This window comes from Sphingobacterium bambusae (genome assembly GCF_033955345.1).
Classification (GTDB): Bacteria; Bacteroidota; Bacteroidia; order Sphingobacteriales; family Sphingobacteriaceae; genus Sphingobacterium; species Sphingobacterium bambusae.
Genome location: NZ_CP138332.1, coordinates 44,043 through 69,441 on the forward strand (window position 1 = coordinate 44,043; position 25,399 = coordinate 69,441).

At 43.7% G+C, this 25,399-nt stretch carries 25 protein-coding genes, 1 tRNA gene and 1 pseudogene; 9 read left to right on the top strand and 18 right to left on the bottom strand.

The window, feature by feature from the left end:
* Positions 1 to 17: 17 nt before the first annotated feature.
* Positions 18 to 2,255, top strand: a complete 2,238-nt coding sequence (locus SCB77_RS00240) for a bifunctional alpha,alpha-trehalose-phosphate synthase (UDP-forming)/trehalose-phosphatase (RefSeq protein WP_320184423.1) — start codon at positions 18 to 20, stop codon at positions 2,253 to 2,255.
* Between the two features lies 1 nt (position 2,256).
* Positions 2,257 to 4,080, top strand: coding sequence for a glycoside hydrolase family 15 protein (locus SCB77_RS00245; RefSeq protein WP_320184424.1), 1,824 nt, complete (start codon positions 2,257 to 2,259; stop codon positions 4,078 to 4,080).
* Positions 4,081 to 4,164: 84 nt separating this feature from the next.
* Here SCB77_RS00245 and SCB77_RS00250 read toward each other — a convergent pair whose 3' ends face one another.
* Positions 4,165 to 4,350, bottom strand: coding sequence for a hypothetical protein (locus tag SCB77_RS00250; RefSeq protein WP_320184425.1), 186 nt, complete (start codon positions 4,348 to 4,350; stop codon positions 4,165 to 4,167).
* A 19-nt stretch (positions 4,351 to 4,369) separates the two neighbouring features.
* Between SCB77_RS00250 and SCB77_RS00255 the strand changes: the two genes are divergently transcribed.
* Positions 4,370 to 4,558: a hypothetical protein gene (locus SCB77_RS00255; protein ID WP_320184426.1), complete on the top strand. Its 189-nt coding sequence runs from the start codon at positions 4,370 to 4,372 to the stop codon at positions 4,556 to 4,558.
* 83 nt (positions 4,559 to 4,641) lie between these two features.
* Positions 4,642 to 5,685, top strand: a complete 1,044-nt coding sequence (locus SCB77_RS00260) for a DNA topoisomerase IB (RefSeq protein ID WP_320184427.1) — start codon at positions 4,642 to 4,644, stop codon at positions 5,683 to 5,685.
* A 63-nt stretch (positions 5,686 to 5,748) separates the two neighbouring features.
* Here the strand turns inward: SCB77_RS00260 and SCB77_RS00265 are convergent, their stop codons facing one another.
* The 3 genes from SCB77_RS00265 to SCB77_RS00275 form a co-directional block, all read right to left on the bottom strand.
* Complete coding sequence (locus tag SCB77_RS00265) at positions 5,749 to 6,309, bottom strand: DUF4142 domain-containing protein (RefSeq protein ID WP_320184428.1); 561 nt, start codon at positions 6,307 to 6,309, stop codon at positions 5,749 to 5,751.
* A gap of 54 nt (positions 6,310 to 6,363) precedes the next feature.
* On the bottom strand, positions 6,364 to 6,906 hold the full coding sequence (locus tag SCB77_RS00270; protein WP_320184429.1) for a CinA family protein: 543 nt from the start codon (positions 6,904 to 6,906) through the stop codon (positions 6,364 to 6,366).
* A 193-nt stretch (positions 6,907 to 7,099) separates the two neighbouring features.
* Entirely contained in the window at positions 7,100 to 7,624 is a 525-nt protein-coding gene (locus SCB77_RS00275) for a hypothetical protein (protein ID WP_320184430.1), read from the bottom strand.
* A gap of 410 nt (positions 7,625 to 8,034) precedes the next feature.
* Between SCB77_RS00275 and SCB77_RS00280 the strand changes: the two genes are divergently transcribed.
* Together SCB77_RS00280 and SCB77_RS00285 are read left to right on the top strand one after the other, a co-directional pair.
* Complete coding sequence (locus SCB77_RS00280; RefSeq protein WP_320184431.1) at positions 8,035 to 8,556, top strand: RNA polymerase sigma factor; 522 nt, start codon at positions 8,035 to 8,037, stop codon at positions 8,554 to 8,556.
* A gap of 159 nt (positions 8,557 to 8,715) precedes the next feature.
* Positions 8,716 to 9,252 (top strand): DJ-1/PfpI family protein, encoded by a 537-nt coding sequence (locus tag SCB77_RS00285; protein ID WP_320184432.1) that lies wholly within the window; start codon positions 8,716 to 8,718, stop codon positions 9,250 to 9,252.
* A gap of 72 nt (positions 9,253 to 9,324) precedes the next feature.
* On the opposite strand, the gene SCB77_RS00290 is transcribed toward SCB77_RS00285, so the two are convergent.
* The 4 genes from SCB77_RS00290 to SCB77_RS00305 form a co-directional block, all read right to left on the bottom strand.
* Positions 9,325 to 9,837, bottom strand: a complete 513-nt coding sequence (locus SCB77_RS00290) for a pyridoxamine 5'-phosphate oxidase family protein (RefSeq protein WP_320184433.1) — start codon at positions 9,835 to 9,837, stop codon at positions 9,325 to 9,327.
* Positions 9,838 to 9,985: 148 nt separating this feature from the next.
* A complete protein-coding gene (locus SCB77_RS00295; protein WP_320184434.1) occupies positions 9,986 to 10,225 on the bottom strand; it encodes a hypothetical protein in 240 nt (79 codons plus the stop codon).
* Complete coding sequence (locus SCB77_RS00300; RefSeq protein ID WP_320184435.1) at positions 10,222 to 10,710, bottom strand: hypothetical protein; 489 nt, start codon at positions 10,708 to 10,710, stop codon at positions 10,222 to 10,224. Before SCB77_RS00300 ends, SCB77_RS00295 begins: the two co-directional genes overlap by 4 nt.
* Before the next feature lie 19 nt (positions 10,711 to 10,729).
* Positions 10,730 to 10,954 (bottom strand): hypothetical protein, encoded by a 225-nt coding sequence (locus SCB77_RS00305; RefSeq protein ID WP_320184436.1) that lies wholly within the window; start codon positions 10,952 to 10,954, stop codon positions 10,730 to 10,732.
* 112 nt (positions 10,955 to 11,066) lie between these two features.
* On the opposite strand from SCB77_RS00305, the gene SCB77_RS00310 reads away from it, so the two are divergent.
* Positions 11,067 to 12,269, top strand: coding sequence for a sensor histidine kinase (locus tag SCB77_RS00310; protein WP_320184437.1), 1,203 nt, complete (start codon positions 11,067 to 11,069; stop codon positions 12,267 to 12,269).
* A gap of 365 nt (positions 12,270 to 12,634) precedes the next feature.
* Positions 12,635 to 13,222, top strand: a complete 588-nt coding sequence (locus tag SCB77_RS00315) for a TetR/AcrR family transcriptional regulator (RefSeq protein WP_320184438.1) — start codon at positions 12,635 to 12,637, stop codon at positions 13,220 to 13,222.
* Positions 13,223 to 13,328: 106 nt separating this feature from the next.
* On the opposite strand, the gene SCB77_RS00320 is transcribed toward SCB77_RS00315, so the two are convergent.
* From SCB77_RS00320 to SCB77_RS00365, 10 genes and pseudogenes are all read right to left on the bottom strand, one after another.
* The gene (locus SCB77_RS00320) at positions 13,329 to 14,030 is read right to left on the bottom strand and encodes a CPBP family intramembrane glutamic endopeptidase (protein ID WP_320184439.1); all 702 of its coding nucleotides are present in this window, start codon (positions 14,028 to 14,030) and stop codon (positions 13,329 to 13,331) included.
* Between the two features lie 89 nt (positions 14,031 to 14,119).
* Positions 14,120 to 14,728 (bottom strand): Crp/Fnr family transcriptional regulator, encoded by a 609-nt coding sequence (locus SCB77_RS00325; RefSeq protein WP_320184440.1) that lies wholly within the window; start codon positions 14,726 to 14,728, stop codon positions 14,120 to 14,122.
* Positions 14,729 to 14,758: 30 nt separating this feature from the next.
* Entirely contained in the window at positions 14,759 to 14,977 is a 219-nt protein-coding gene (locus SCB77_RS00330) for a hypothetical protein (protein ID WP_320184441.1), read from the bottom strand.
* Between the two features lie 84 nt (positions 14,978 to 15,061).
* The gene (locus tag SCB77_RS00335; RefSeq protein ID WP_320186645.1) at positions 15,062 to 16,960 is read right to left on the bottom strand and encodes a PAS domain-containing sensor histidine kinase; all 1,899 of its coding nucleotides are present in this window, start codon (positions 16,958 to 16,960) and stop codon (positions 15,062 to 15,064) included.
* Positions 16,961 to 17,068: 108 nt separating this feature from the next.
* Positions 17,069 to 17,245 (bottom strand): annotated as a pseudogene (locus SCB77_RS00340) (PAS domain-containing protein); the annotation flags it as partial.
* 512 nt (positions 17,246 to 17,757) lie between these two features.
* Positions 17,758 to 17,880 carry a hypothetical protein gene (locus tag SCB77_RS00345; protein ID WP_320184442.1) on the bottom strand — a complete coding sequence of 41 codons (123 nt, stop codon included), beginning with the start codon at positions 17,878 to 17,880 and terminating at the stop codon, positions 17,758 to 17,760.
* 85 nt (positions 17,881 to 17,965) lie between these two features.
* Positions 17,966 to 20,185 carry a glycosyltransferase gene (locus tag SCB77_RS00350; protein WP_320184443.1) on the bottom strand — a complete coding sequence of 740 codons (2,220 nt, stop codon included), beginning with the start codon at positions 20,183 to 20,185 and terminating at the stop codon, positions 17,966 to 17,968.
* A 659-nt stretch (positions 20,186 to 20,844) separates the two neighbouring features.
* Positions 20,845 to 21,828 (bottom strand): ISAon1 family transposase, encoded by a 984-nt coding sequence (locus SCB77_RS00355; protein ID WP_320184444.1) that lies wholly within the window; start codon positions 21,826 to 21,828, stop codon positions 20,845 to 20,847.
* Complete coding sequence (locus tag SCB77_RS00360) at positions 21,821 to 22,174, bottom strand: ISAon1 family transposase N-terminal region protein (protein WP_320184445.1); 354 nt, start codon at positions 22,172 to 22,174, stop codon at positions 21,821 to 21,823. The genes SCB77_RS00355 and SCB77_RS00360 overlap by 8 nt, the downstream gene beginning before the upstream one ends.
* 261 nt (positions 22,175 to 22,435) lie before the next feature.
* Positions 22,436 to 22,508 (bottom strand) — tRNA-Thr (locus tag SCB77_RS00365).
* Positions 22,509 to 22,768: 260 nt separating this feature from the next.
* Here SCB77_RS00365 and clpB point away from each other — a divergent pair.
* Complete coding sequence (clpB, locus tag SCB77_RS00370; protein WP_320184446.1) at positions 22,769 to 25,372, top strand: ATP-dependent chaperone ClpB; 2,604 nt, start codon at positions 22,769 to 22,771, stop codon at positions 25,370 to 25,372.
* Positions 25,373 to 25,399 lie beyond the last annotated feature (27 nt).

The window sequence follows — 25,399 nt, forward strand, 5'->3', positions numbered from 1 at the left end:
TCCTGATTTTTCAAAATATGCGTAATAAAAAGACAATAATTATTTCCAATCGGCTACCCTTGCGTGTCGAGCGTCGTGATGGTGAACTACATTTTATACCTAGCGAAGGTGGGCTAGCAACCGGACTAGGTTCCATCTATCAACAAGAAGGCAATATATGGGTCGGATGGCCTGGCTTCGTACCGGAGAATGAACAAGAAGAAATACTGACGCGAGCCAAGCTTGCCGAGCTCAACCTCGTACCGGTTTTTCTGACGGAAGAGGAGCTACAAGGCTACTACGAAGGCTTTTCCAATGAGGTGCTATGGCCTATCTTCCACTACCGCTTGTCATATGCTGTTTACAATACCGACAATTGGCATATCTACCAACAGGTGAATAGGAAGTTTGCCGAGGCAGTAAATGAACAACAGCCTGGCGACAAGGACGACGTGTGGATACACGACTATCAGTTGATGTTGTTGCCGCAGATGGTACGCGAACAACATCCGTCCATGGCCATAGGCTATTTCCAACATATCCCCTTCCCTCCTGACGAGGTATTCCGCTGCATCCCTTGGCGTGACGAACTGATCAAAGGGCTGTTGGGCGCCGATCTCATTGCTTTCCATACGTATAACGATACCCAACATTTCTTAAATGCCTGTACCCATTTATTGGGATTGCCGATACAGAATAATTGCCTACATGTGGATGGCCGAAGTGTGTATGCAGAGGTGTATCCTATGGGCATCGATTTTGACAAATTTAGTCAGCTTGCGAAAAGTGCCGCCATACAAGAGCGTTCCCGCGAAATAAAGAATTACTATAAAAATAGAAAGTTTATTCTCTGCATCGACCGCTTGGACTACAGCAAAGGCATTATCGAGCGACTACAAGCCTACGAAAGCCTGTTGCAGGAACACCCCGAGCTGCGTGAAAAGATCGTGCTGTACCAATTGGTCGTGCCATCTCGCGATACCGTTCCACAATACCGGTTGCTGCGCGATGAGATCGATCGGGCGGTTGGGCATATCAATTCCATCTACGGGATGAACGAATGGCAGCCCATCGCCTACTACTACAACTCTTTCCCTCTGGAAGAGCTATCCGCCCTGTATGTCGCTGCCGATGTTTGTTTGGTAACATCCATTCGTGACGGCATGAACTTGGTCTGTAAGGAATACGTTGCTAGCAAAGAAGACAATCCCGGTGTACTGGTTTTGAGCGAGTTGGCCGGCGCATCAAAAGAATTACTAGAGGCCATACAGGTTAACCCCAACTCCATTGATCAGATACGGCAAGCGCTTAAACAGGCTATTGAGATGCCTGAAGACGAACAGCAGCGCCGCATGCAGGATAGCATAGAAATTGTGCGGAAGTTTAATGTGCGCCACTGGGTAAAAATATTCTTTAACCGGCTGCACGAAATTAAAAGTTTACAGAAGCAGGAAATGGCGCGGCGCGTGCGCTCCGAAGTAAAAGATAGCATATCAAAGGCCTATCGCGAGGCAAAAAAACGACTATTCTTCTTGGATTACGACGGAACACTCATAGGCTTTCACAAAGATGCGGATGCGGCGTCGCCTACCGAGTCGCTCTACCGGACGCTCGAATTATTGCAAAGCAATCCCGCCAACCAAATTGTCATTATTAGCGGTCGTCCGCACGAGACCTTGGAACGTTGGTTTGGCAAAAAAGACTATTTTTTAGTGGCCGAACATGGCGCATGGAGCAACTATCCCGAACACCACTGGCACGGCAAAAACCATATTTCCACACGCTGGAAGATTCCCGTAAAACACATTATGAACAAGTTTGCCAACCGTACCGCGGGTGCTATCGTGGAAGAGAAAACCTATTCCCTAGCTTGGCACTACCGGAAAGCACAGAACGGATTGGGGCAACTGCGCTCCCAAGAGCTAGTGGACAGCCTGCGCTATCTGATTCCAGATCATGGACTCCAATTGCTGATGGGCGATAAAGTTATCGAAGTGAAAAGTAGTGAGCTGAATAAAGGAAAAGCAGCCATGGAAGTCGTAGCGCACTATAAGCCAGACTTCATTTTCGCCATTGGCGACGATGCCACCGACGAGGACATGTTTCTAGAGCTCCCCGAAGAGGCCATTACCGTTAAGGTAGGCAATAAGAAGTCTGCCGCACAATACTACGTCGAAAGTCAAGAAGAAGCCGTAAGCCTGATTGATTACTTTGCAACTGAAAATCTCGACGAAACCAGTGCTGACAATAATAATGCTCATTTTCAAAAATTATAACATGCAGAAGGAAAGAAAACATGTATACAATACCGGCATAATTGGCAACTGTGCATACATTGCCCATGTCGATAAATCCACTAATATCAGCTGGCTCTGCTGGCCCTCCTTTCAAGACAGTTTCGTCTTTGGCGGCCTGCTTGACAAAGGTTTGGGCGGCGAGTTCTCCATTCTTCCTAGTAGCGAGATCGTCAACAGTACCCAGTACTACATCGAGAACACCAACATCCTCGCGACAACGATCGAATCGGAAGATGGCAGCTACCGGGTGACCGATTTCGCACCCCGCTTTGAACAATATGAGCGCTACTATAAACCGTTGATGTTGATTCGGAAGATTGAGCCCATCGCTGGGCATCCCAAGATACGCGTCACTTGCGATCCTGTTTTTAACTACGGGCAGCAATCTTTTGAGAAGTTTAGAGGAAGCAACCATATACAATTCGAGCGCGCCGACGTGAAAATGCGATTGGCCACCAATATGCCCATCAGTCATTTTTTTGAGGACGATATCCCCTACGTGCTGAGTAAGCCTATCTACCTTGTGCTGACCTACGGAAGCCCCTTTGAGGCGCCGATAGAGCGAACGTCCGAAGATTTCCTAAAACGCACCAAACAATATTGGCGCAAATGGGTGAAAAATGCATCTATACCCACTTTTTATCAACGTGAGGTCATCCGTTCGGCCCTAGCGTTGAAGCTTCACCAATATGAAGATACCGGAGCCATCATCGCCGCCAGCACCACCAGCCTACCCGAGTTTCCCGGTTCGGGACGAAATTGGGATTACCGCTACTGTTGGCTTCGCGATAGCTACTATGTGCTACAGGCGTTAAGCCATATCGGTCATTTTGAAGAAATGGAGCGCTATGCCTCCTACATTGCCAATATTACGCAAACTGATACCGGGCGTCTGCAACCTTTGTATGGCATCATGGGGCAACATAAACTGGAAGAGTATACCCTAGATTACCTAGAAGGATACCTTGGCAACAAACCCATCCGGGTAGGAAACCAAGCTTCGGAACACATACAGAACGACGTGTATGGGCAAGCCCTTATCGCTCTGCTACCCTTGTTTACCGATCATCGATTTCGGCATCAGAACCTTGCCTTTACGAAAGATTGGACCGAGTTTATCTTGGACAAGATCGAGGCAACCATTGACGAAAAAGATGCCGGCATATGGGAGTTTCGAAACTTCGAGAATAGACATTGTTATTCCAACCTTTTCCAATGGGCCGGAGCGACAGCAGCCCTAAAGATAGCTAGGCAATACGATTTGGCGGATATGGAAAAAAAAGCGCAGTATTTACGCGATCGGGCTGCGGCACATATCGAAAGTTGCTTTGACGCCGACAAAGGTGTATATATGAATGCCGTAGACAGTGATAATGTCGATGCATCCACTTTGCAACTCATCATGATGAATTACCTTGATCCAGCCAGTGATCGCGCTAAAATACACCTAGAGCGTCTGGAAAAAGAGCTTAAAGGCGAACATGGCCTTTTTTACCGCTACCTGCATCGTGATGACTTTGGAAAGCCCAAAGCTACCTTTTTGGTATGCGCATTTTGGTATGTCGAGGCCTTGGCCTGTGTAGGCCGATTGGATGAAGCACAAGAGGTGTTTAAGCAGCTGTTATCATTTGGCAATCATTTGATGCTGTTTAGCGAAGATGTGCAGGAAGACGATGGAAGTCAATGGGGAAATTTCCCGCAGGCCTACAGTCATGTAGGATTGGTTAATGCTGCCTATCGCATATCCATGAAACTGGATCGACCAGCATTCTTCGAAGGCGATTACCAACAGGAGAAATCCTAGCTCGAATAAACGATAACAAAAAGCAGGCAGGCGATCCAATGGATCGCCTGCCTGCTTTTTCCTTCATGGTGAAGAAGGATGTTTTTATTTTTCGTAAAAAAACACGAAGTAAACCAATGCCAAGATGGCTACGGCAATCACGATTGTCCACGCTATAGCTCGGCCAGCAGGCTTATCGTTCACTTCATCTTGAGCCGAACGCGGAACTTCCGTTCTAGGCGTATCATCTCTTGGCTCTTCCGGATCATAAATTTCATTCTTTTCTTCCATTTCGATTATAATTTAGTGCATGCTTGGAATCATGCTTTCCATCAGCACCCCAGCGAGGAATAAGCAAATTCACTATACTAAAAACACCGCCTACGGTGTGATGTTCAATATTAAAGCAGAAAACGTATTAATTCAGGCCGCAAGTAGGTACAAATACGAATTCAAGGTGTTTACGCCGAATGTAAAGGACGAAAACGCGTATTTTTAAAACAAACGTTTACCCTGATCCACTCGTTATACGGATACCTAGCACGCTGAAGGCGTTGCTCGAAACAGAAACCATTTAAAAGCATGGCAGTAGCAGAAGAAAATAAAGAATGCATGACAATAGAAGAAGTTGGTATCCGATACGTATCGTGTAACGATAGCGGCTACTGTAGATTGGCCGAGGGAAAGGTATTTCGCTACACTGACAAAAACGGGAATCCTGTGACAAATAAGCGTGTACTACAGCGTATTCAGGCCTTGGTATTGCCCCCTGCTTGGACGGATGTGTGGATCTGTGGGCATGCCAATGGACACCTGCAAGCTACCGGCATTGATGTACGCGGAAGAAAACAGTATAGATACCATGCGAAATGGGTCACGCTTCGTAGCGAGAAAAAATTCCATGATCTCTATGCTTTCGGAAAGCAACTTCCCGCTTTACGGAGGCAGGTACAAAAAGACCTCCGGAAACGAACACTATCCTTAGCCAAAGTTTGCGCTATTGCGGTTTCCGTTATGGAGAAAACATCCTTTAGAGCCGGAAACAGCTATTACGAGCAGGAAAACGGATCGTATGGCTTGACGACCCTCAAAAATAAACATGTTCAGAAACTGTCCTCCAATAGATTATTTTTCAAATTTGTCGGTAAAAAGGGCGTTATTCAAGAGACTTATTTTAAAGAAAAAGCACTCATCAATATGCTGCTGAAAGTAAAAGAACTTCCTGGACAGCGTATTTTCCAATATTATGATGAAAATAACCAAGTATGTGCGCTCGAGTCAGGCGATATCAATAACTACCTGAAAGTATCCATGGGCGTAGCCGCAAGTTGTAAGAACTTCCGTACTTGGAATGGCTGTATACTAGCTTTAAAGCATCTTGCGCAGACAGCGATACCCGAATCCGCTACGGCACGTAAGAAAACTATACTAGCAACCATTGATTATGTAGCTGCTATGTTAGGAAACACCCGCTCGGTTACGCGCTCGCACTATATACATCCGCGTATTCTTAGCGATTATGAAGAGGGAAAACTCGATCGCTGGATCAAAAACACCGCCAGTAAACAAGATAAGTTGACGGAAAAACACCTAGAAAAAAAGCTACTTACCATTCTTAAGCGATAATAAACGAAAAAAAGGGAAGCCATCTATCCGACGGTTTCCCTTTATTTTTTATGTAGCGGTAATTTACAGGATGCTTAAAGCTTCTGCAACAGCGTCTGATGCCGAGGCTTCAAGCGCTTTTGCCATTTCTAGGTGGCTCTTTAATCCGGGGACCTTCTCGCCTGCCCAAGTACGAAGCTCTGGATCGTTGATTCCATTTTCTCCGCCGCCTAGCTCAAACAAAGCAATAGCATCCTCATGGCTCTTGACTATTACATCTTTAAAAGCACTGTTGAAATTGTCGCCAGATAGCTCGCCCACTGCTTTCAGAATGCTTGCCTGATTCTCTTCTATAGCATCCGGTAGCACCAACTTTTTAGCTACAGCAGCCTGCTCGAGTTCTTCCATCGTTCTAGAGTGTTCGGTAACCAACTTTTGCGCAAACTGCTTCACCTCCTCGCTGCTTGACCGCTCCATGGCCTGGCTAGCCAAGGCGATCTCAAATCGGTTCATACTGATAGCGCGATTAACGAATTCCTGATCCATCGTTTCCGTGGTTACGGTATCTTGCTGTGCTACAGCTTCTGTTTTGCCTCCGATCAGCATACCTAGTATGCTAACTCCTAAAATCATGTATTTTTTCATCGTATATCAATTATTTTATAGTTTTCAATCTATTTCTGCGCATTAGACTGTATGTCACCCCTCCTTTTCCAACCTTAGCACCGCCAATAGCCAGTTATGTAAATCGCTGAGCAAAGCATTACAAGTAGCGATAAAAATTTGGGCTGATGAGCCAGCAAACTGCCTCTTAAAGATCTTAAGTTCATCTCGGTAAGCGAATGCATAATACACTGTGCCTATCGGCCGCTTCTGCCGACCGTTGCTCGACTTATATGCTAATCCTGTTACGCTGACATACAAATTAGCAAAGGATGCGTACTTGCGTAACCCATCGAGCAAACGAAGTGTCACCACTGCCGATTCTGCACAAAATTTCCAAATCTTAATTGAAGGAACCTGCAATAGTTTTGTTTTAACAGTATCACTGTAACAAATCAGGGATCCTAAAAAATAACGGCTACTTTGGCTCTCCATCGCCCACAGGCTACTCAAAAAACCAGCCGTCATACTTTCTGCACACATCAAACGTATTCCATGTACACAAAAGAGATCAGCACAGTTACGCAACGCCTGCTCGTCTATTTGTTGTGAAACCAAATTTTGCTTTAAATTGCTCATTGCTACTCCCTATCGTTTTCTATTCCAATTCGCATTGCGCTTTGTCTTTTTAAAGAATGGTCTTACTTGTCAATTCGTTGGGAGAATTGTTATTTAGGGTATTTAAACTACCATGCTTAGGTATCTTTTGGTGCGGAATAGTGTAAGAGGGTCTTAGTTGGCGTGACCTAGAGCAGGTGCGTGCAAGGTGGCTTTACCAACTGATTTGCATCTGTTGTGCGCGAAAATGCGATCTGACTTTATGGAGCTGTTGCTGTTGGTTGTAGAGGTCGGGCAAGGCGATAAAAGAAAAATAGCTGATCTTTTCTGATTCTCGCGTTCGGATAATATCCTCATAAAGCTTGATCGATGCGCGAATATTTTCATCGCAAAGCTGCAGACACAAAGACTCCATAGATTGATCGTCGGAAACAAAGCGATCACTAATGTTTGTCCATAGCGAATCGAAGTCGGCATCATTAAGATCAATTTGGCTACCGGTGCAGGCTTGTAAAAAATCTGGATGCGTTTGTTGGTAATATGCTCGGAGTTGCTCGCCTAACTGTATCACATCGGCATCAAGAGATTTAGCGCCTACAAATTCAGCTAGTGCGAGTCCCTCGGTACGTAAAAGAACCAATTCTCGAACGACGATCGCTTCGCGCTGCTTTGCCGCATCATCCATCTTACAGGAAGAAAAACCAACAATCAAAAACAGTAATATAGTGCGCGTCTTCATTTCAGGTGTTTTAATTAGTGAACAGTGCAATTTTTATTTGGTTTTGCCTGTCTTAGCAGTTTCCTTGTTAAATCATCAAAATATGTTGTTTGTCAATATATTTTGCGGTAAAAATCGAGAATTTCAGGCATAAATTGATTTAAAACCGACTGCTAGGGTATTTATCCCCGAATAAATAACAAATACCCTATTTAAGTTTATCCGTTAGATGCATTTCTAGTTATTTTCTCGATGAAATATCCATGTCGCAGGCTTGTTACCGTAGCAACAGCCCAAATATGCAATTTACACCCTGCATAGGTATTTATAGTATTTCGTCATTGTGCATCGCGCACAGCCCCGGTTTTTGGCATTGTTTGCATCGTTTTTGCACTTAAAGCAGTACATCACGAACATTAAACATAAACACCATGGAAAGCAAACAACTAAATTTGACACTACAGAAAAACCAAGGGATCCTTAAAAATATAGCGTTTAAATTTACCAAAGATCCAGAAGAGATTGAAGAGCTAGTACAGGAAACAATGGTTCGATCAATTAAATACCTCGATAAATTCTTCAACAACCCCAAGCTTGTTGCCTGGCTATACGTCATCATGAAAAATGTATACATCAACCATTACAGACGAAACCAAAAGCAAGTGCAGTACGAAAATTACCAAAGTGTAGGCTTCAAAGACGAAGGCTGTTCAGAGCCGTTCACACAAAATACCGTCGAAGGAAAATTTGTGATGAATGATATTCAGATTGCATTGAAAAAATTACCTACCGACTATTACGACTTGTTTATGCGGTATATGGATGGCTACAAGTACCGCGAACTGGCGGAAGAATTCGATATGCCAGAAGGCACAATAAAGACACGGATACACCACACGCGGAAGTTTTTACAGAAACAGTTGTCGGTCTACAAACGGCAGATGTCTGCCTAGATATAGGCTTTGACAGGCAAAACGTTAAAAGGTGCAACAATAAGATTGATGCACCTTTTCTTTTGCCTGTCCCGTTTATCCCTGCCATGGCACAGCGCAATCAAACTATTTCGCAGCCCAACTGTCTTTAAAGCATACAAAGAAAAGAACAAAGGAATTATGTTTACAATTGCCATTCTTATTTCGGATGGTTTCGACGAGTGGGCCGTCAAAGGGTCGAAGCCATTTTTCAAAACCCATAACTGTACGGCGGTGTTGGTCTCACCAAAAGAAGACGAATTTGTGCGCTCTTGGAATTATAAAGATTGGGGCGCTTCTTATGCTATAGATCAACATTTACCTGTGCAAGCGTTGGCGAGCTTCGATGCTTTATTGATGCCCGGCGGCGCGCTAAGTGTAGACAATCTACGAACGAATCAACATGTACTGCATTTTGTACAACACTTTATATCTACAGGTAAGCCTATCGGCACTTTATGTCACGGTATTTGGCCCCTTCTGGAACTCGGCTACATCAGCGGTAAAACGTTGACCTCTGTCAGTACCATAAAAACCGATGTGCTCAACGCAGGCGGCATTTGGATCGATAAGCCTGCAGTACAGGATGGCATGCTCGTTAGCAGCAGAACAAGCGAGGATCTGGACGATTTCTTGTCGCAATTCAACGAGGTTTTGGAAGCCACGCTTCAAGAATAATATGAACATAAAAAAACTCCTCGAAGCTTCTAAAGCGATTTCGAGGAGTTTTTATGCGTATGAACGAGGGTGTTAAATCGAAATATTGCCGTGCACCGCTTCATCTTGAGGCGGCTTTCCGGTGATCAATGCCTTTAGTCCCTTGAATGCAGCGATGGGAGCATCGTGTTTACTATCCCAGTAATGGCCTTCGAGCACCTCTACGCGAATCAACGCAACGGCGGCATCTTGAGGGCCATCAAACCATACATCCAATTCAGGATGCCAAAGCTCGTCAACTTTTTCTTGGTCGTCCTGTTCTTCGGCAATACCATAAAGATTTAGAAAGCCTGTATGCTCCCCTGCCTGCATCATCACATGCACAAATGGGTTATGATCTATCTCTTCGTCTTTGCGGCTACCTGCTCGGCTTATAAACCAAAGATAACCTTGGTCGTCCAGCTCCAACACCTTCATCGGTCTTACCGATAAAGGAACGCCCGTTCGAATATCAGTACAAAAGAAACAGGTCTTTGCTTCGTCCACGATTTCCCTAACTTTCGCTAGCGCAGCTGCGCCAGACAAATTTTCTTCTCTATTTTCCATGTTGTTCCAATTAAAAGTTATAGTCCTACACCAGGAAAAACAGGTTATCTTCGTTTTCCTTGTTCTTTATGAACCAACAAGCTCAGGAATCGTTCAAAAAAATCGAGCCAACAAATGAAAAGGAGTTGCTAGACCGCCATACATATCGCTACACAAAGTGTCCAAACTGTTGCTGTACAAGTAGCGCAAGTTCGTCCGCAGAAATAGCAGGAGTTACTTCGCCTTCGGTACTCCACTGCCGATGCTGCATATCAAATTTTAGCAGGTAGCCCTCCGCTTTACCTGACTCAAGTACTTGAAAATAGTGCGTTGTTGGGTTGTAGGTAACATCAAAAACGACGATCTTGCCATCTACGGCATGTTCAAATTTTCTATTAAATTGCATCATAAAAATTTTAAGGGTAATTCACTTAAGTCCAGCCAGACAAGCGATCGATCTGCTAGCCAAGCTGGATAAACATAATTCAAAATAAGTTGCTCATCCTGTTCTTCGCCAACAAGCAAGGAGATATCAAGCTCAGGAATGGCTTTTGCAGTAAAGATTGCGTCTGCCTCTTGCCAATGTATATCCGAACGTAAAATAGCAACAGATTCATTCTCCAAAAGCTCTGCCGCTTCCACGCCACTGAGTTGCCGCAGATGGGCTTGTGCCTTCCGGAAACTTTTCAATTCCTGATCCGCCCTGTTGGAAGAATCCGCCCTGCTGGAGGAAGTTGCCTGAAGATAGCGAGCGTAAAGCTCTTCGTCACGCGTGCGTAACGCTTCGTTTCGGATAATAATACGCTCCGGATGGAAATTCCAGTCAAAAGCATGTGGATTCATCCGGAACTGGTAATGAAAATCGTACTTGTCAAGTCGCAGATCCATATCCATTTGGGTATTCTTTAGCAGGTTAATACAATTTGTTCCAGCAAAATGCTTTTTTTAAAATACGCATCTCCTCTTCGACCAAATGTGCCCACGATTGGAGTCCGGTGCGAATAATCTTCTCGCCGGCCAAAAATCCTTTCATTTGTGCTGCGGCTAAGGCCGCTTCTCTAACCTCTTGTAAAACGCGATCTGGACAAATAACCGTATCTGTACCCGCCGCCGACATATGTACGTTGTGCTCCATCATAATGGATTAACCCCAAATACCGACCTATGGTTTCGATGCCCAGCATATTTTTCACTTTTTTCAAACGTTTTTTTACCAGCAACGTTTACTATATGATTCATAAATAAGGTAAATGATTAGTTTTAAATCCTGGGACTCCCAATCTCAGGATTTATTATTAAATTTCAATAAACAATTGTTTTCCGAAACTGTTATGTATCTTAGCGAGATCATCGACTTTATGAATTCCAATATCAAACAAATTCTGGGTATAATCGCAAATTCCCCACAAGGAATAGCTATCTACGATAATGCAGATCTGAACATCCGATTTGCGAATCCTGCGATGCTTACCGTTTGGGATAAGTCAACGGATATCGTCGGTCAGGGCTTTGCCGAGGTGTTTCCTAACTTTACGGAGCAAGGGTTTACCGACCTACTGCTCAACGTATGGCATTCCGGCGTTACCTATCGCGCGACAGCCTATCCCGCAGAGATTTCAGTTGGAGGAATAACTGAAACAAAGTATTTCGACTTCGAGTACCAAGCGATATTGGATAAGGATGGCAACACCGTAGCCATTCTCCATACATCTACCGACGTTACCGCACGAAAAAAAGCGCTTCAGCTACTTGAAGAAAAAGATTCATTGATGTCATTCAACAAAGAGCTGGAGCTTTTGACCAGCAATCTTTCCCATGACCTCAAGAATCCCCTAGGCGTGATCAAGATGGGTGCACAATTTATGCGATCGAAAACAAACATGCCCTCCACGGAAATCCACAAATGGTGCGATGCTATATTAGCATCTATCGGAAGCATGGAATCTATATTGAACCATACGCTACGTGTAAACGAAGTACGTAGGTACGAAAATTCACCCGATTACGTCGCTATGGGCGAAATTATCGCGCAAATTTGTATGGAAGCCAAAAACAGTCTAGACGCTCCAAAGGCAAAATTCGACATCGGCGAGCTACAACCCGTTTACGGGGATGAAAGCCTTGTACAGCAACTGTTCTATAGTATCATCGGGAATGCGGTACGTTATACAACCAATGAAGAGTCCCCTTCCATAAGCATTGACAGTGCGATCAAAGACGGGCATACTATTTACCAGATCCAAGATAACGGCATTGGTATTCCAAGCGAAGAACTAGACAACCTATTTGAGCTGTTCTATCGTGGGTCAAACGCACGCGATTTTGAAGGTACTGGTGTAGGGCTTAGTTTGGTTAGTAAGATATTGAAGCGCTTGCAGGGCAGTATACAGATCGATAGTGAGCTTGGAAAAGGGACACATGTTACCCTCACCTTTCCCATGCCAAAGCGCTAAACACGTCGACCTTCTCTAGCAGAACGAATGGCAAACCACCCAAAGGCAAAGTGTTGTCGAACAACAAAATAAGACAAAATGCTAAAGGTATTATATAGGTACCAACGACCATATGCCATCTATATTTATAAAATAAAATGAACGAAGTTAAGCTTATGCCGTTCATTCTGTGATGGTCAATAGAATCATCATGGTGAGTGTAGTAAGTTTAGTAATCCCGAGCATCCGTGCTCGGGATTTTTATTTTCGAATCAATTCTTGCTTTTTTGTCAAATTTACAAGCCAATCTCTTAGCATGTAAATTTTACACTACATTTGATAAGCAATCACTTTTTTGTAATAATTTTTTTTCTACTTTTATCGGCATGGAAAGAAAACAGTCGGCGAGAGCCATTAAAACCAAGCAGAAATTATTGGATGCTGTGGGGCATATTCTGGAAACAGAGGGGTTTACAGAATTGAAGGTAACGAAAATTGAAGGTGCTTCAGGTGTAGATAAGAAACTTATTTACTTCCATTTCGGCGATTTCGACAATTTAATAAAGGAATATCTGCGGTCAAAAGATTTTTGGTTAAACCATAAGGCTGCGCCCGAAAATTTCGACAAGGAAGATGTGAAGGGAATTTTGAATGATCAGTTCAATCAGATCTACGAAAGTGACCTGCTGAAACAGATGATTATTTGGGAGCTAGCAGGAAACAATGATGTGTTGAAGGGAATTGTGCATGAGCGCGAAGAGCTGGGAAATCAACTCATTGGTGCGGTGACCTCCATCAACAATTTTAAACAGGATGCACCGCCGTTGTTCGCGCTGTTGGTAGCTGGAATATACTACCTCAATACGCACGCTAGAGCCGTGGGAACTACCTTTTGCGGATTGAACATCAAGGAGGAGACGGATCGGAAACGGGTTGTCGAATGCATCAATAAGCTTGTTGATGAACTGGATTAATAATTAGCATATTAAAAAGACTGTCATTCTTTATAAAAAAAGGTTGTGCCATGAGTACAACCTTTTTTTATTATCCTTTGCTACGCAAATGTGGCCTCCGAAATGACTACACCGCTGTGCTCGAACCCGTTTTTAGGGATAACTGCGCTCTTCTTTTACGACATACCAGCAACAAGATCCATACGCTAAGTAATACCAACAATAGAATGACTTCGACCTTACCCATTTTTGTAAAAAAATTGTTCAAAGAGTGGAATGCTGCCACGGCCAATAGGGATCCTGTGCTGTCTGCCACCTTGCCTATCCCCCAGCTTCCCAGCAGCAAGATGCCTAGAAACGATAGATTCCCCATACTCAGCTCGAAGTTCAAATGCCACACAAACCATAGGGAGGCTACAATCAAAATATTTAAAGCCTTCGGAAGAGGCTCAAGCTCTTGACGAAGGAATCCGCGCCAACCAATTTCTTCTAAAAGACCATACACGATAATAGCGGCGACCGCTTCGAAAGGAAAGGCGCCCTTTACTAGGTAAGATGTGCCCGCAATGAGCAATACCGGGAAAACCAAGTAAACGAATAAGGGATAGCCTACATGCTTATAATTACCCCGCCAGGACAGTGCCGGCTTAATCTTAAAAACCACAAACACGAAACATGCCCCTAATGCAGGACCTATACCCTTTAAAAGTACCTTTACAATATCGCTAGATAGTACATCCAGCAGATCGGTTTTGTTGGTCAGGTAACGGCACAGTAGGGCAATACTGTAGAAGGAGACAATAGCGAGGTAATTGATTTTCTGTTTCATGGTAAGGTAATTCGATGTCTATTTAATTTTCCACGAAAATAGGCGAATGAAACCAACAAAAAATTGACGATGGGTAAGAAATGGATTTGCTACCCTATTTTTTTTCTAATTCTACTCAAGCTTTCCGCAGTAACGCCTAGATAGGAACAAACGACCTTTAGGGGCACGCGCTGTAGCACCTCTGGTCGTTCCTTCAGCAGTTTTAAATACCGGTCTAACGGCGATAGGGTAAGTAAATTTATCTGTTCGTGCTGCTTGCGAATGAACATCGCTTCTGCTATCGCTTTGCCTATATAGAGTCCTTTGGTAGATCGGGCGTACAGCCTATGTAAATCGGCATGATTAACCGACCAAATCACGCAGTCTTCGAGTACACAGGTCTTAATAACCGTGGCCGAGCGCGTGAGAAAGGAAAGGTAATCGCTAAAAAGCTGGTTCTCAAAATAAAGATTTATACAAACATCCCTGTCGCCATCTGACACAAAATGGGCTACCGCACCTGAAATCAAAATATTGATATAGTTTTCTGTTTCATCGTAGTCTTTGATAACCGCATTTTTCTTGTAGCTACGCGGCTTAATATATTCAGCAAATGTAGTCCAAAGGCTTAAATCCGCCTCGAAAAATGGATCGAAAATCTTCTTAATTTGGATGGCCGTTGCGTGCACAACACTATCCTTCCTCTCTTCAGTCGTCAAAAATATCAAATTGAAAGGACAGCTGCCCTGTTATTGTTCGTTAGCTTTCTCTGCAGTCTGGGGGTCATCCACCTGTTTCTTTGCGAAGGGCCTCACCACAAGCACGATAATCAGCAGCAACGTAAAAATATAGAGCATGCCTAACCAAAACTTTTTAAATTCCATGGTTTCGAAATCAAAATTCCGTAAAGCAGCACTCCCAATGATAATAAACATTATTAACATGGGTAGGTTCAGTTTCTTCTTCATAAGGTCAATGTCAGATCAATATTGTTGATTTAATACCAAATTTACGTATTTATTAGGAAAAGCAGATAAAAAAGATTCCATCAGCTACGAGGTAATTGCAGTTCCAGCTGACAGGCTGTTTAAAAGAAGGTGTACCCTGAACGTCGTACCTCCTCCTACTTCACTTTCAACTGAAATCGTACCACCATGTTGAGTTATTATACCATGAGCTAAAAACAAACCTATTCCAAATCCTCCGAAAAATTTCTCATTTTTACCATCCACTCTGTAGAAACGCTCAAATATTCGTTGTTGTTCTTTTTGTTCTATGCCGATTCCATAGTCCCTAACCGCAATTTGAACCCGGTTATTAGCCGTTGATAAATCTATATCTACCTTTTTACTGTTAGGAGAATATTTTATTAAATTAGCAATCAAATTGATTAACACCTGACCTATTCTACCCCTATCTGCGTTTATCACAACTGTGGCATGCACGGTAACATCGAAGACGTGTTGCGGATTGCTAATCCGAAAATCATCCACTATTTCTTGGATAAGTGCATCAATTGCAAATGATTCTGTGCTTAAATCCATTCGTCCAGCATCTAGCCGACTTAAATCAAGCATATCACCAATCATGGATGTCAGTTGCACCAATAGCTTGTCTATTCGGTCAAATGACGAATTTAATTTTTGTATCGAGGGCGTGTTTGTTTCCCTGCCGAGCAGTCTCAGTGCCATTTGCACATGCGCCTTGATTGACGTAATGGGCGTTTTAAGTTCATGACTTAACATGCTCACAAAATCCATCTTGCGTTGATCCTCCTCTTTTAGCGCTTGAATATCAGTCGTAGATCCTACCCACATTTTCAGGTTTCCGTATTCATCATAGCTCGGGGAAACAACATTCAAGTGCCAAATATACTCCCCATGCCTATTTTTGAAGCGCATTTCAGCAATATGTGCCCTGCGCTCTGTCGCAGCCTTCTGCAGTCCGTTATGGAATCCATCGACCTCATCGGGATGTATCATTTGATCGTAGCCAAAGCTTTGTAATGCCTCAAAATCCATTCCGGCAAAATCAAGCCACTGTTGATTATAGAAGGTCACTTCGCCATTGGGCTGAATATTAGAAATTTTTGCAGGCACAAGATCGGCAAGATCTCTGAAATGTCGCATGGTTTCCTCCATGGCTTTTCTGGCATTTACTTGCTCCGTAACATCTGCAGCGACGATCAATATATCGGAAACTGCACCATCAAGTCCAGAAACTGCTTTATAAGCCACATTGAAAAATAGTTCCTTTACTTCTCCATCATGTTGTAAAAAGGCATTGATCTCATTTACATAGCGTGAAATACCGGTTGCAAATACATGATCCAATATCTCCAAAAACGGCTGACCATTCAGTTCGGGAAGTGCAAGGGCAAGCGGCAGACCAATGATATCTGTATTTTTCCCCCACACCTCCAGTATTTTGGAATTGGCCGTTTCCAGTATCAATTGTTGTCCTTGTAAAACCCCAATTGCCACTGGCGCTTCTTCAATAAAATATTTGAATCGCTTCTCGCTTTTTACCAAGCTATCATTGACCTCTGATAAAGATTCGTTCAAGTTGCCGAGCGCTTCTGTATATTGTTCCAATAGCTGTCTCGACTTTACGCGATCGGTGATCTCGAACGACATCACCAATACTCTATTCGTGTTTCCCAGTAAATCCTGCAAAGGCTGATAGGTATAGTCCACAAAGGTTTCCCGCAGGCTACCATCGGCCATCGTAAACAGCACAGGGCTCTCCTTCACATCAATTATTTCTCCCGTTTGCATTACCCTACGTAGTTGTCCGGCAAAAGGCTGATTTGCCAAATCCGGTAGTACGTCCAAAAACCGGCGACCCAACACTTGCTCTCTGGATTTTCCCCAATAGATCAGATTGCTATCGTTGATCATTTCTATAATAAGGTCATCTCCTCGGATAACGACTACAGATGCGGGCAACATGTTTATAATCAGCGCTAGATTAACGTTAGCTTCATTGAGCAGCGTTTGGGAGAGCTGAAGTTCTTTATTGGCTGTATGAAGTTCTAACTCTGCATGTTTTCGTGCCGATATGTCTGCAGCGACACCAAACCATTCCACAATCTCCCCCATTTCGTTTAGTATAGGCAACGCGCGCGAGAGCGTCCAGCCGGTTGATCCATCCACTCTCAACACACGATGTTCCAGCTCAAAGGTAGTTTTCTCAGCAATTGATCTAGCGATGGCGGCGTCAACCATGTCCATATCGTCCGGGTGAACATTTCTTTGCTTCTATCCCGTAATCGGGGCAGAGGTACTTTTTAAAAATCCCCGTCCATCTAGTTCATACATTATCGACCAATCGGGGCTAAGCCGATATACAACATCTGAAATTGCAGAAACAAGAGCTTTAAAACGATCGATATTGGCGCTATTTTCATTCATATAGTGGCAAAATCCATTATGGATTTGCCGCAAATTAGTAAAAAAAAATCATGCGGGCCGAAGATCATATCGTGTATCATCCCTTACGTCATGATGGGGAGCGAGAAGAAAAAAAATAATGAATCATTTCTTGTGTATCATGTCCGGAACCAGTGGATATTCAGGTCAGATGGCAACGCTTATCTCGGAGGTATACCTACCCCTAATGGAGATGGCTATCCGATAAATGAAAGTCTCGTGAAATCGTCCAAACTAGGGAACTGTTGGACAATAAATTGAACTTTTTGTCAGACACAAAGCACGTGGCTTCATCGATCTACATAAAATGGATTCCACTATTTTTTCTTCTTGGAGAAAACATTTGCCATGTTATCCTTCGATGGACTTTCTTTTTCCTGCTGATAAGAAGACTGCTTCTTATCCTTTGTGCTCTTTTCTTTTTTTTGTTCTTTGCTCATGATAAATATATTAAATTGAAATTATTTGAACGGATGGACGCCTGCGTAACTCGACCGGATAGCCGTCATATAGACAAAGCGTCGCTTATCTAGAGATATCGACGTAGTTATCCATTTTCAGCCGCGCCAAAAGATAGCTTATGGTAGATTCTGCGCCTTGGTTTATATTTACATTGAGCGCTTCGAGACCATCAAAACAACCACCTGTAACCGGATTGTACACGATCTGCTGCAAGTGATTTCTTCCCAAAAACCATGCAAAGGCAGCTATCAACATTTGTCGGTACTCATCATTTCCAATTTCTCGATAGAATCGATCAAGTGCAATGATCGTGTAAGCCACATCGATTGGCTGCTCTCCACCTTTAAGTCTAGCATGAATACCATCACGTTTTGCCCACCCTTTGTTGGATACCACATGTATCTCGCCATCGACAAATATCTTTTCAAGTAAAAAATCGAAAGACCGACAGGCCACCTCCTTATAAATAGGTATTCCGGTGCGCTGATAGGCCAAAAGAAGAGCCTCGGGTATCGAACTGTTCCCATACGTGAGGTAGGATTCATACCAAACCCAATTATCGGAACTTTCATGGTTGAACATGCCCGTCAAGCGACCTGCCAATGTTTCAATTACATGATGGTACTCGCTAGTTTCGACACAGCACAGCCCCTTCAAGATAAAAGCCATTGATCTCGTTGAGTAATAGGTAAGAAAGTTTGAGGATGCTCTCTCTAACAACTCCTTCGCAAGATTTACGGTCTCTGCTGGGAGGATATGTGATTTTGCAAATACCTCACCGAGCGCCCATACCGCCCTACCGTTTGCATCGTCGAGGTTTTCGTTGAAATTCTGCTCCGTAAACCGACCTCCAGTATCGACATAATTTAGAAATGTTCCGTCATCTTGCATACAATGCGCTATAAAGTTAAGGTATTTGGAGATAAGCGAAAGACAGTCGAACGCAGCATATTGATCGTAGTAATGCAGGATGGCCACCAATGCGCGAGCGTTGTCATCCAACGCATATCCACTCTTCAGATCAGGTGTATTGATCTCAGCAAACTGTATCAATCCACGGTCGGTTGTCATACGCTTTATATGTGCTAAATCTATGCGAGGTACCGAATAAGCAAGGGAACTAACTTGTCCTAACATACTTGCAAACAAGTGTATATGGGCCATCGCTGAATTTTGCCAAGATGTGGCGACTGTTTTTTGTATATTGAGATTTCGTATCCTTTCCCGCTCTGTTCTGTCATACCCCAATAAGGTAATGACGGCATCGGCCAATTGCTCTGCGGATCCAAAGTCAATCATCATTCCCATATCCGCTTTCAATACTTCGCGCGCATGTGGAATTGGGGTGGATACGACCGGACAGCCGGAAGCTAGCGCATAGGCAAAAGTCCCGCTCACGGCTTGCAAGGGATCTTTAGAAGTGAAGAGGTAGACGTCGGTCAGTTGAAGATAACCCAAAAGCTCCTTCGTTGAAAGAAATTCGTTGACAAAACGAACATGGAGAGCAAGGCCTAGATCCCTTACCAAATCCTTCAGTGTATCCCTATATTTCTCTCCCTCCTGCTTTAAGAGCACAGGGTGGGTTACACCGATTATGAGGAACAGAACATCCGGAAAAGCTTGAACGATAGTTGGAAGCGCTTCTAAGGTGGTTTCTATACTTTTTCCTGGCCCCAACAAACCAAACGTACTAAGAATTTTTCGATCTTGCAGACCGTAGCGCGACCTAAGCTCTGATTTATCGAGAGCCGGCGACAAATGGGTTCCATGCGCTATTACGCTTATTTTTGTAGCGTCTATCTGATAGTATTCAACAAGTATGTCTGCAGAATTTTGGGTCATCACAATTAACTTTTCACATGCATGCGCCATGTCGCGTACACTTTTGATCATCGCTGGTACCGGTAAGGGTAAGACGGTATGAAAAGTTAGCACAATGCTCTTCTTTAACTGGTTCAGAAAATTCACAAAGTCATCTTCCGCTTCAGCAAAAAGTCCAAATTCGTGTTGAATGCAGACAATATCAATTTCTGTAGCGTCGTTGAGCTTGTCGCTCAGCTGCTGAAAGGATCTAGCGTCAGACACATCCAAAACGAAAAAGCTATCAAATTTGTAAGGATGTACATAAGCTGAATTTTCCAAGGGAACGTAGTAGCAGGCAAATGAGTCGGCAAATTTTGTCTTTATGGAATCTATGAGATCTGTTGTGTATGTTGCAATTCCGCAGGCACGCGGAGGAAAGGTTGATATAAAAGCTATACCTTGCTGCTTTTCTACTGTCATGATGCTGTTTTATGTTGCTGTGCAGTCCCTGCGAGATGTGTTTTTGTAAACTTACAAATGCTGTACGTAGGAAGGTTATTAAAGATAGGTATAAAACATGAGTATAACTCATTAAAATAAAACTATATTTTTTTCAACAAAAAAAACCTATCCAATATTATAAGGCAATTTTTATATACGATGTCTCAATCTATGATAGGCTTGTCTTTCGGATTTAATATGTCCCTCGCCATAATATGCCACGTTCCCTTAACTGCATTTGCGAAATAAGTTTTGATCATTTTTCCAAGAATGTTAGCGTATAAACTTACACGCTAGCAGGGTCTGAAAAAGTTAGTAGCGTATGGGGTCGAAGTATTAGTTTTTCGTCCGATTGTACTAGCTTATATACCAATACAGCTAGCAATTTTTATAGAAATGCTCGAATTTTTGTAAGAAACAAGTAACGAATTTTGACAGAAAAAATGACTTGAAACAACATTAAATAAGGTTTTTATCAATGCTAAATTCAGACCGTTGAGAACAGTATCATCGTAAAAAAAATATCGCTTTTTTTTGAAACTAGCTCGAATCTTCTTATTTGCTGTTGACGCCATCCGGTAAGTATTAGGCCTAGGCGAGTAACTAAGGATCATACCGAATTCTTGGGGGGATAAAATTTAAGCATATAATTTCATTACCCTGTACAGGAAGAATTTTGTATCCCTGACTCCGCGGAATATACTCCTAAAGGCCTTAAGTTTTGCATTGAAGGATTCCGCTGAAGCATTTGTACTTTTATTGTCGAAGTAGTGAAGGATATCCGTGTGGTGTGCTGCAATTGACCGGGCAACACTCTCAAAAGATGCGATACCGGAGTTTTCTACCTGATTGTGCCACAGACCAAGCTTGGTAAAAGCTACCATCTTATCCTTGCATTTGTTGAAGATATCTCCCAGTGCCATCGCCAAATCATACGCTTTCTTTAACAGGGGAAAACGTGCAAATAAGATTTCCGCACGGTGCTTTTGGCTTTCTGTCCATTTTGAAGGATGTTTGAACAGCAGGTATCTTGATCTTGCCAATAGCTGTTTGATGGTATCGCCATTGGACAGCAGCTCAGGATCGTAGGGAATACCTTTCTTACGTGCACTGGCGATCTTCTTACTTTCTTCATCCAGCACCTCCCAACGGTACCTTATACGCAGTTCCTGAACGGCATCATAAACCAGTTTCTGCACATGGAACCTATCGATGACCCTTCTGACATTCCCAAAACACCGGCGGATTGCCTTTGCCATATTGGGAGCCATATCCATCGTTACCTCACGAACTTTATTTCTCAACCTGAGCGGGATACGTTCCAGTACAGCGATGATATCTTCTGCCTTTGTTCCCTTAATGCTGGCCAGGATGGTGCCTTTTCTTCCCTTGGAGGCTTTGCTGCCCACAACGGTATAGAGTTCGCCATTGCTAAAACTGGTCTCATCGATACTCAGCCGCTCGGAGATATTTGCCGGAAATACCGTCCAGTACTCGGCGTGGTGTTTCTGATCCCAATCATGAAAGTCGCTCAGATGGTTCCTGTACTGATCCTGCAGCTGCTTACCATCCAGCTGAAAGAGAAGTCCCAAAAGATGCGCACTGATGGGATGGTTATCCAAATATCCCCTTTAAAAAAAGCCCGAATTCCGTAGTCATCCGAGCACCTTCATGAACGAGGTTCCAATCCCTGGTAATGATCTCCCGTGTATCCAGCACGGTCCAACGTCTACGTCTGATATGTAGGGTGACTTTTTGGCCCCGGATGGGAAAGTCCTTGATCTGGGAAACCGGCATAAAGCCTTTGGATTCCAGCTTACTGTTTTCATAGCCTGAGGGGGCAATGTTTCTTTCATCAAGATAGATGTGAAGTTCTCCATCAACCTTGGAACCATCAATAATATCAAAATAATCTAAAAGCCCTTCGGGCATCAATAAAGACAGTAATTTACGTTCAGCGTCTTGCAAGGTAATCTATTTTAAGAGCGCTAAGCTAAGAATTAATTCTATGCCCCCCAAAGATTCTGCTTGATCCTAATTTACGTTCAGCGTCTTGCAAGGTAATCTATTTTAAGAGCGCTAAGCTAAGAATTTATTCTATGCCCCCCAAAGATTCTGCTTGATCCGTAACTAAAACTAGTTCCAGTGATTGATAAAAATTTATACTAATCCTCGTGTAAAAAAACAAAAAAGCGGTTTTTTTACAAAAAAAACCGCTTTTTAAATCTGAGCCTCCTATCGGGATCGAACCAATGACCTACTGATTACAAGTCAGTTGCTCTACCAGCTGAGCTAAGGAGGCTTTTAAAGCTTAATTGCTTGGTTGTGCAAATATCAGAACTTTGGCTAAAATATGCAAGGCTGATAACAAATTTGTTGTTAGGAATGCAATAATTACATGAAAATCAAAGATAAAAAAAACACTTCAAGACATTTTGACTGTCCAAAACAAAAAGAAATGTCAAAATTTCCGAAAATAATTAGTAAATCCAAAAGGCATATAAATTGTTATGCACTAAACATCGTGATGAACACGATTACATAACGTAAGAAATATATCCTATGAATTTTAACAACTATACAATTAAAGCACAGGAAGCGATACAAAAAGCCTCCGAAATAGCTGTTGGAAATCAACAACAAGCTATAGAACCCGCCCATATATTAAAGGCGCTTTTGACTGTCGACGAAAATATCGTTGGCCATCTATTAAAAAAACTAAATGCGAACGTAGACTACATCAGCACGGAGCTGGACAAGTTGATCCAATCCATGCCCAAGGTTAGTGGTAGTAATGTCTATTTGAGCAATACCAGTAGCTCGGTATTGCAGAAGGCTCAAAGCTATCTAAAAGAATTTAATGACGAATTCGTTTCCATTGAGCATCTCCTACTCGCCTTACTATCCGCTAGCGACAAAACAAGCGGTTTACTAAAAGACCAAGGCGTTAATGAGAAAGACCTGAAAACAGCGATTAAGGAACTGCGTGGATCGTCTCGCGTAACCGATCAAAATGCCGAAGCAACCTACAATGCGTTAGGCAAATATGCGCGCAACCTTAACGAGTATGCCGAGTCGGGTAAATTGGATCCAGTAATCGGTCGTGACGAAGAAATACGCCGCGTGATGCAGATCTTATCGCGGCGCACCAAGAACAACCCCATATTGGTGGGCGAGCCCGGTGTGGGAAAGACCGCCATAGCAGAAGGTATTGCCTACCGCATTATTAAGGGCGACGCCCCAGAAAATCTGAAATCGAAAGTAGTTTTCTCGCTCGACATGGGCGCGCTGATCGCTGGAGCAAAATATAAGGGCGAATTTGAGGAACGCCTCAAAGCCGTGGTTAAGGAGGTTGCGGAAAGCGATGGTGAAATCATCCTCTTCATTGATGAAATCCATACCCTAGTGGGCGCCGGTGGCGGCGAAGGTGCTATGGATGCAGCTAACATTTTGAAGCCAGCTTTGGCACGCGGCGAGCTTCGCGCCATTGGCGCAACGACGCTTAACGAGTTTCAGAAATATTTTGAAAAAGATAAAGCCTTGGAACGGCGCTTTCAGAAAGTTATGGTCGATGAGCCCGACACGCAGGACGCCATTTCCATTTTACGCGGCTTGAAAGAACGGTACGAGACGCACCATAAAGTACGGATTCTTGACGAATCTATTATCGCGGCCGTCGAATTGTCGCAGCGCTATATTACCGACCGCTTTCTACCCGATAAAGCCATTGATTTAATTGATGAAGCGGCCTCGAAACTACGCCTAGAAATGGACTCTGTACCAGAAGCCGTTGACGAATTGAATCGACGTATTATGCAACTGGAGATTGAACGCGAGGCCATCAAACGGGAACACGACGAGCGCAAAGTACAAGAGCTATCGGAAACCATAGCCAACCTATCCACCGAGCGCGATTCGTTAAAGGCGGCTTGGCAATCTGAAAAAACACTCGTCGACCGGGTGAACCAAGAGATCCAAAATATTGAAGATTACAAACTTGAAGCCGATCAAGCAGAACGTGCTGGTGATTATGGCAGAGTGGCAGAGCTGCGTTACGGAAAGATCAAAGAGGCGCAAGACAGCGCAGAGAAACTAAAATTGGAGTTAGCGGAAAAGCAGCAGGCCAGCCGCATGCTGAAAGAAGAGGTAACATCCGATGATATTGCCGACGTGGTATCCCGCTGGACCGGTATCCCTGTCAGTAAAATGATACAGTCGGAACGCGAAAAGCTGCTCAACCTAGAGGCAGAGCTGCACAAACGTGTAGCTGGGCAGGAAGAAGCAATAGAAGCCATCGCCGATGCAATTAGGCGTTCGCGTGCAGGCCTAAGTGATGCCAAGCGTCCTATTGGCTCCTTCATCTTTCTCGGTACAACTGGGGTTGGTAAAACGGAGCTCGCAAAAGCCTTGGCGGAATTTCTATTTGATGATGAGCAAGCGCTTGTGCGGATTGATATGTCGGAATACCAAGAGCGCCATGCCGTCTCTCGGCTTATCGGTGCGCCTCCGGGCTATGTGGGTTACGATGAAGGGGGACAACTTACCGAAGCGGTACGCCGAAGACCTTACTCTGTCGTGCTCCTCGATGAGATAGAGAAGGCTCATCCCGATGTGTTCAACATTCTGTTGCAAGTGCTGGACGACGGACACCTGACCGACAACAAGGGACGCGTGGTGAACTTCAAGAATACGATTATCATCATGACTTCCAATACAGGCTCGGGCGTTATACAGGAAAATTTTGCCAAGCTGACGGATGATAATCGTGATGAAGTTGTTGCCAAAACGAAAGATGAAGTATTCGACATCCTACAGAAATCAATACGTCCAGAATTCTTGAATCGCATTGATGAGGTGATTATGTTTACACCACTCGGTCGCAATGAGATAGGCAACATTGTACGGATGCAGTTTAACCGCGTGCAGCAGCAGCTTGCCGAGCAAAACATCTTTATCTCTGCCAGCGAAGAAGCCTTGGATTGGTTGGGACAATTGGGTTATGACCCGGTGTATGGTGCACGTCCGCTCAAGCGGGTCATACAAAAGCGAATTTTGAATGAGCTATCCAAAGAAATACTGGCCGGAAAGGTATCGCGCGACTCGGTTATCCAAGTGGATGTGTTTGATGGCCAATTTGTATTCATCAACAAAAGCGAACAGCAGTAAGCGCAAAGCACCGGCAGACTAAGGATA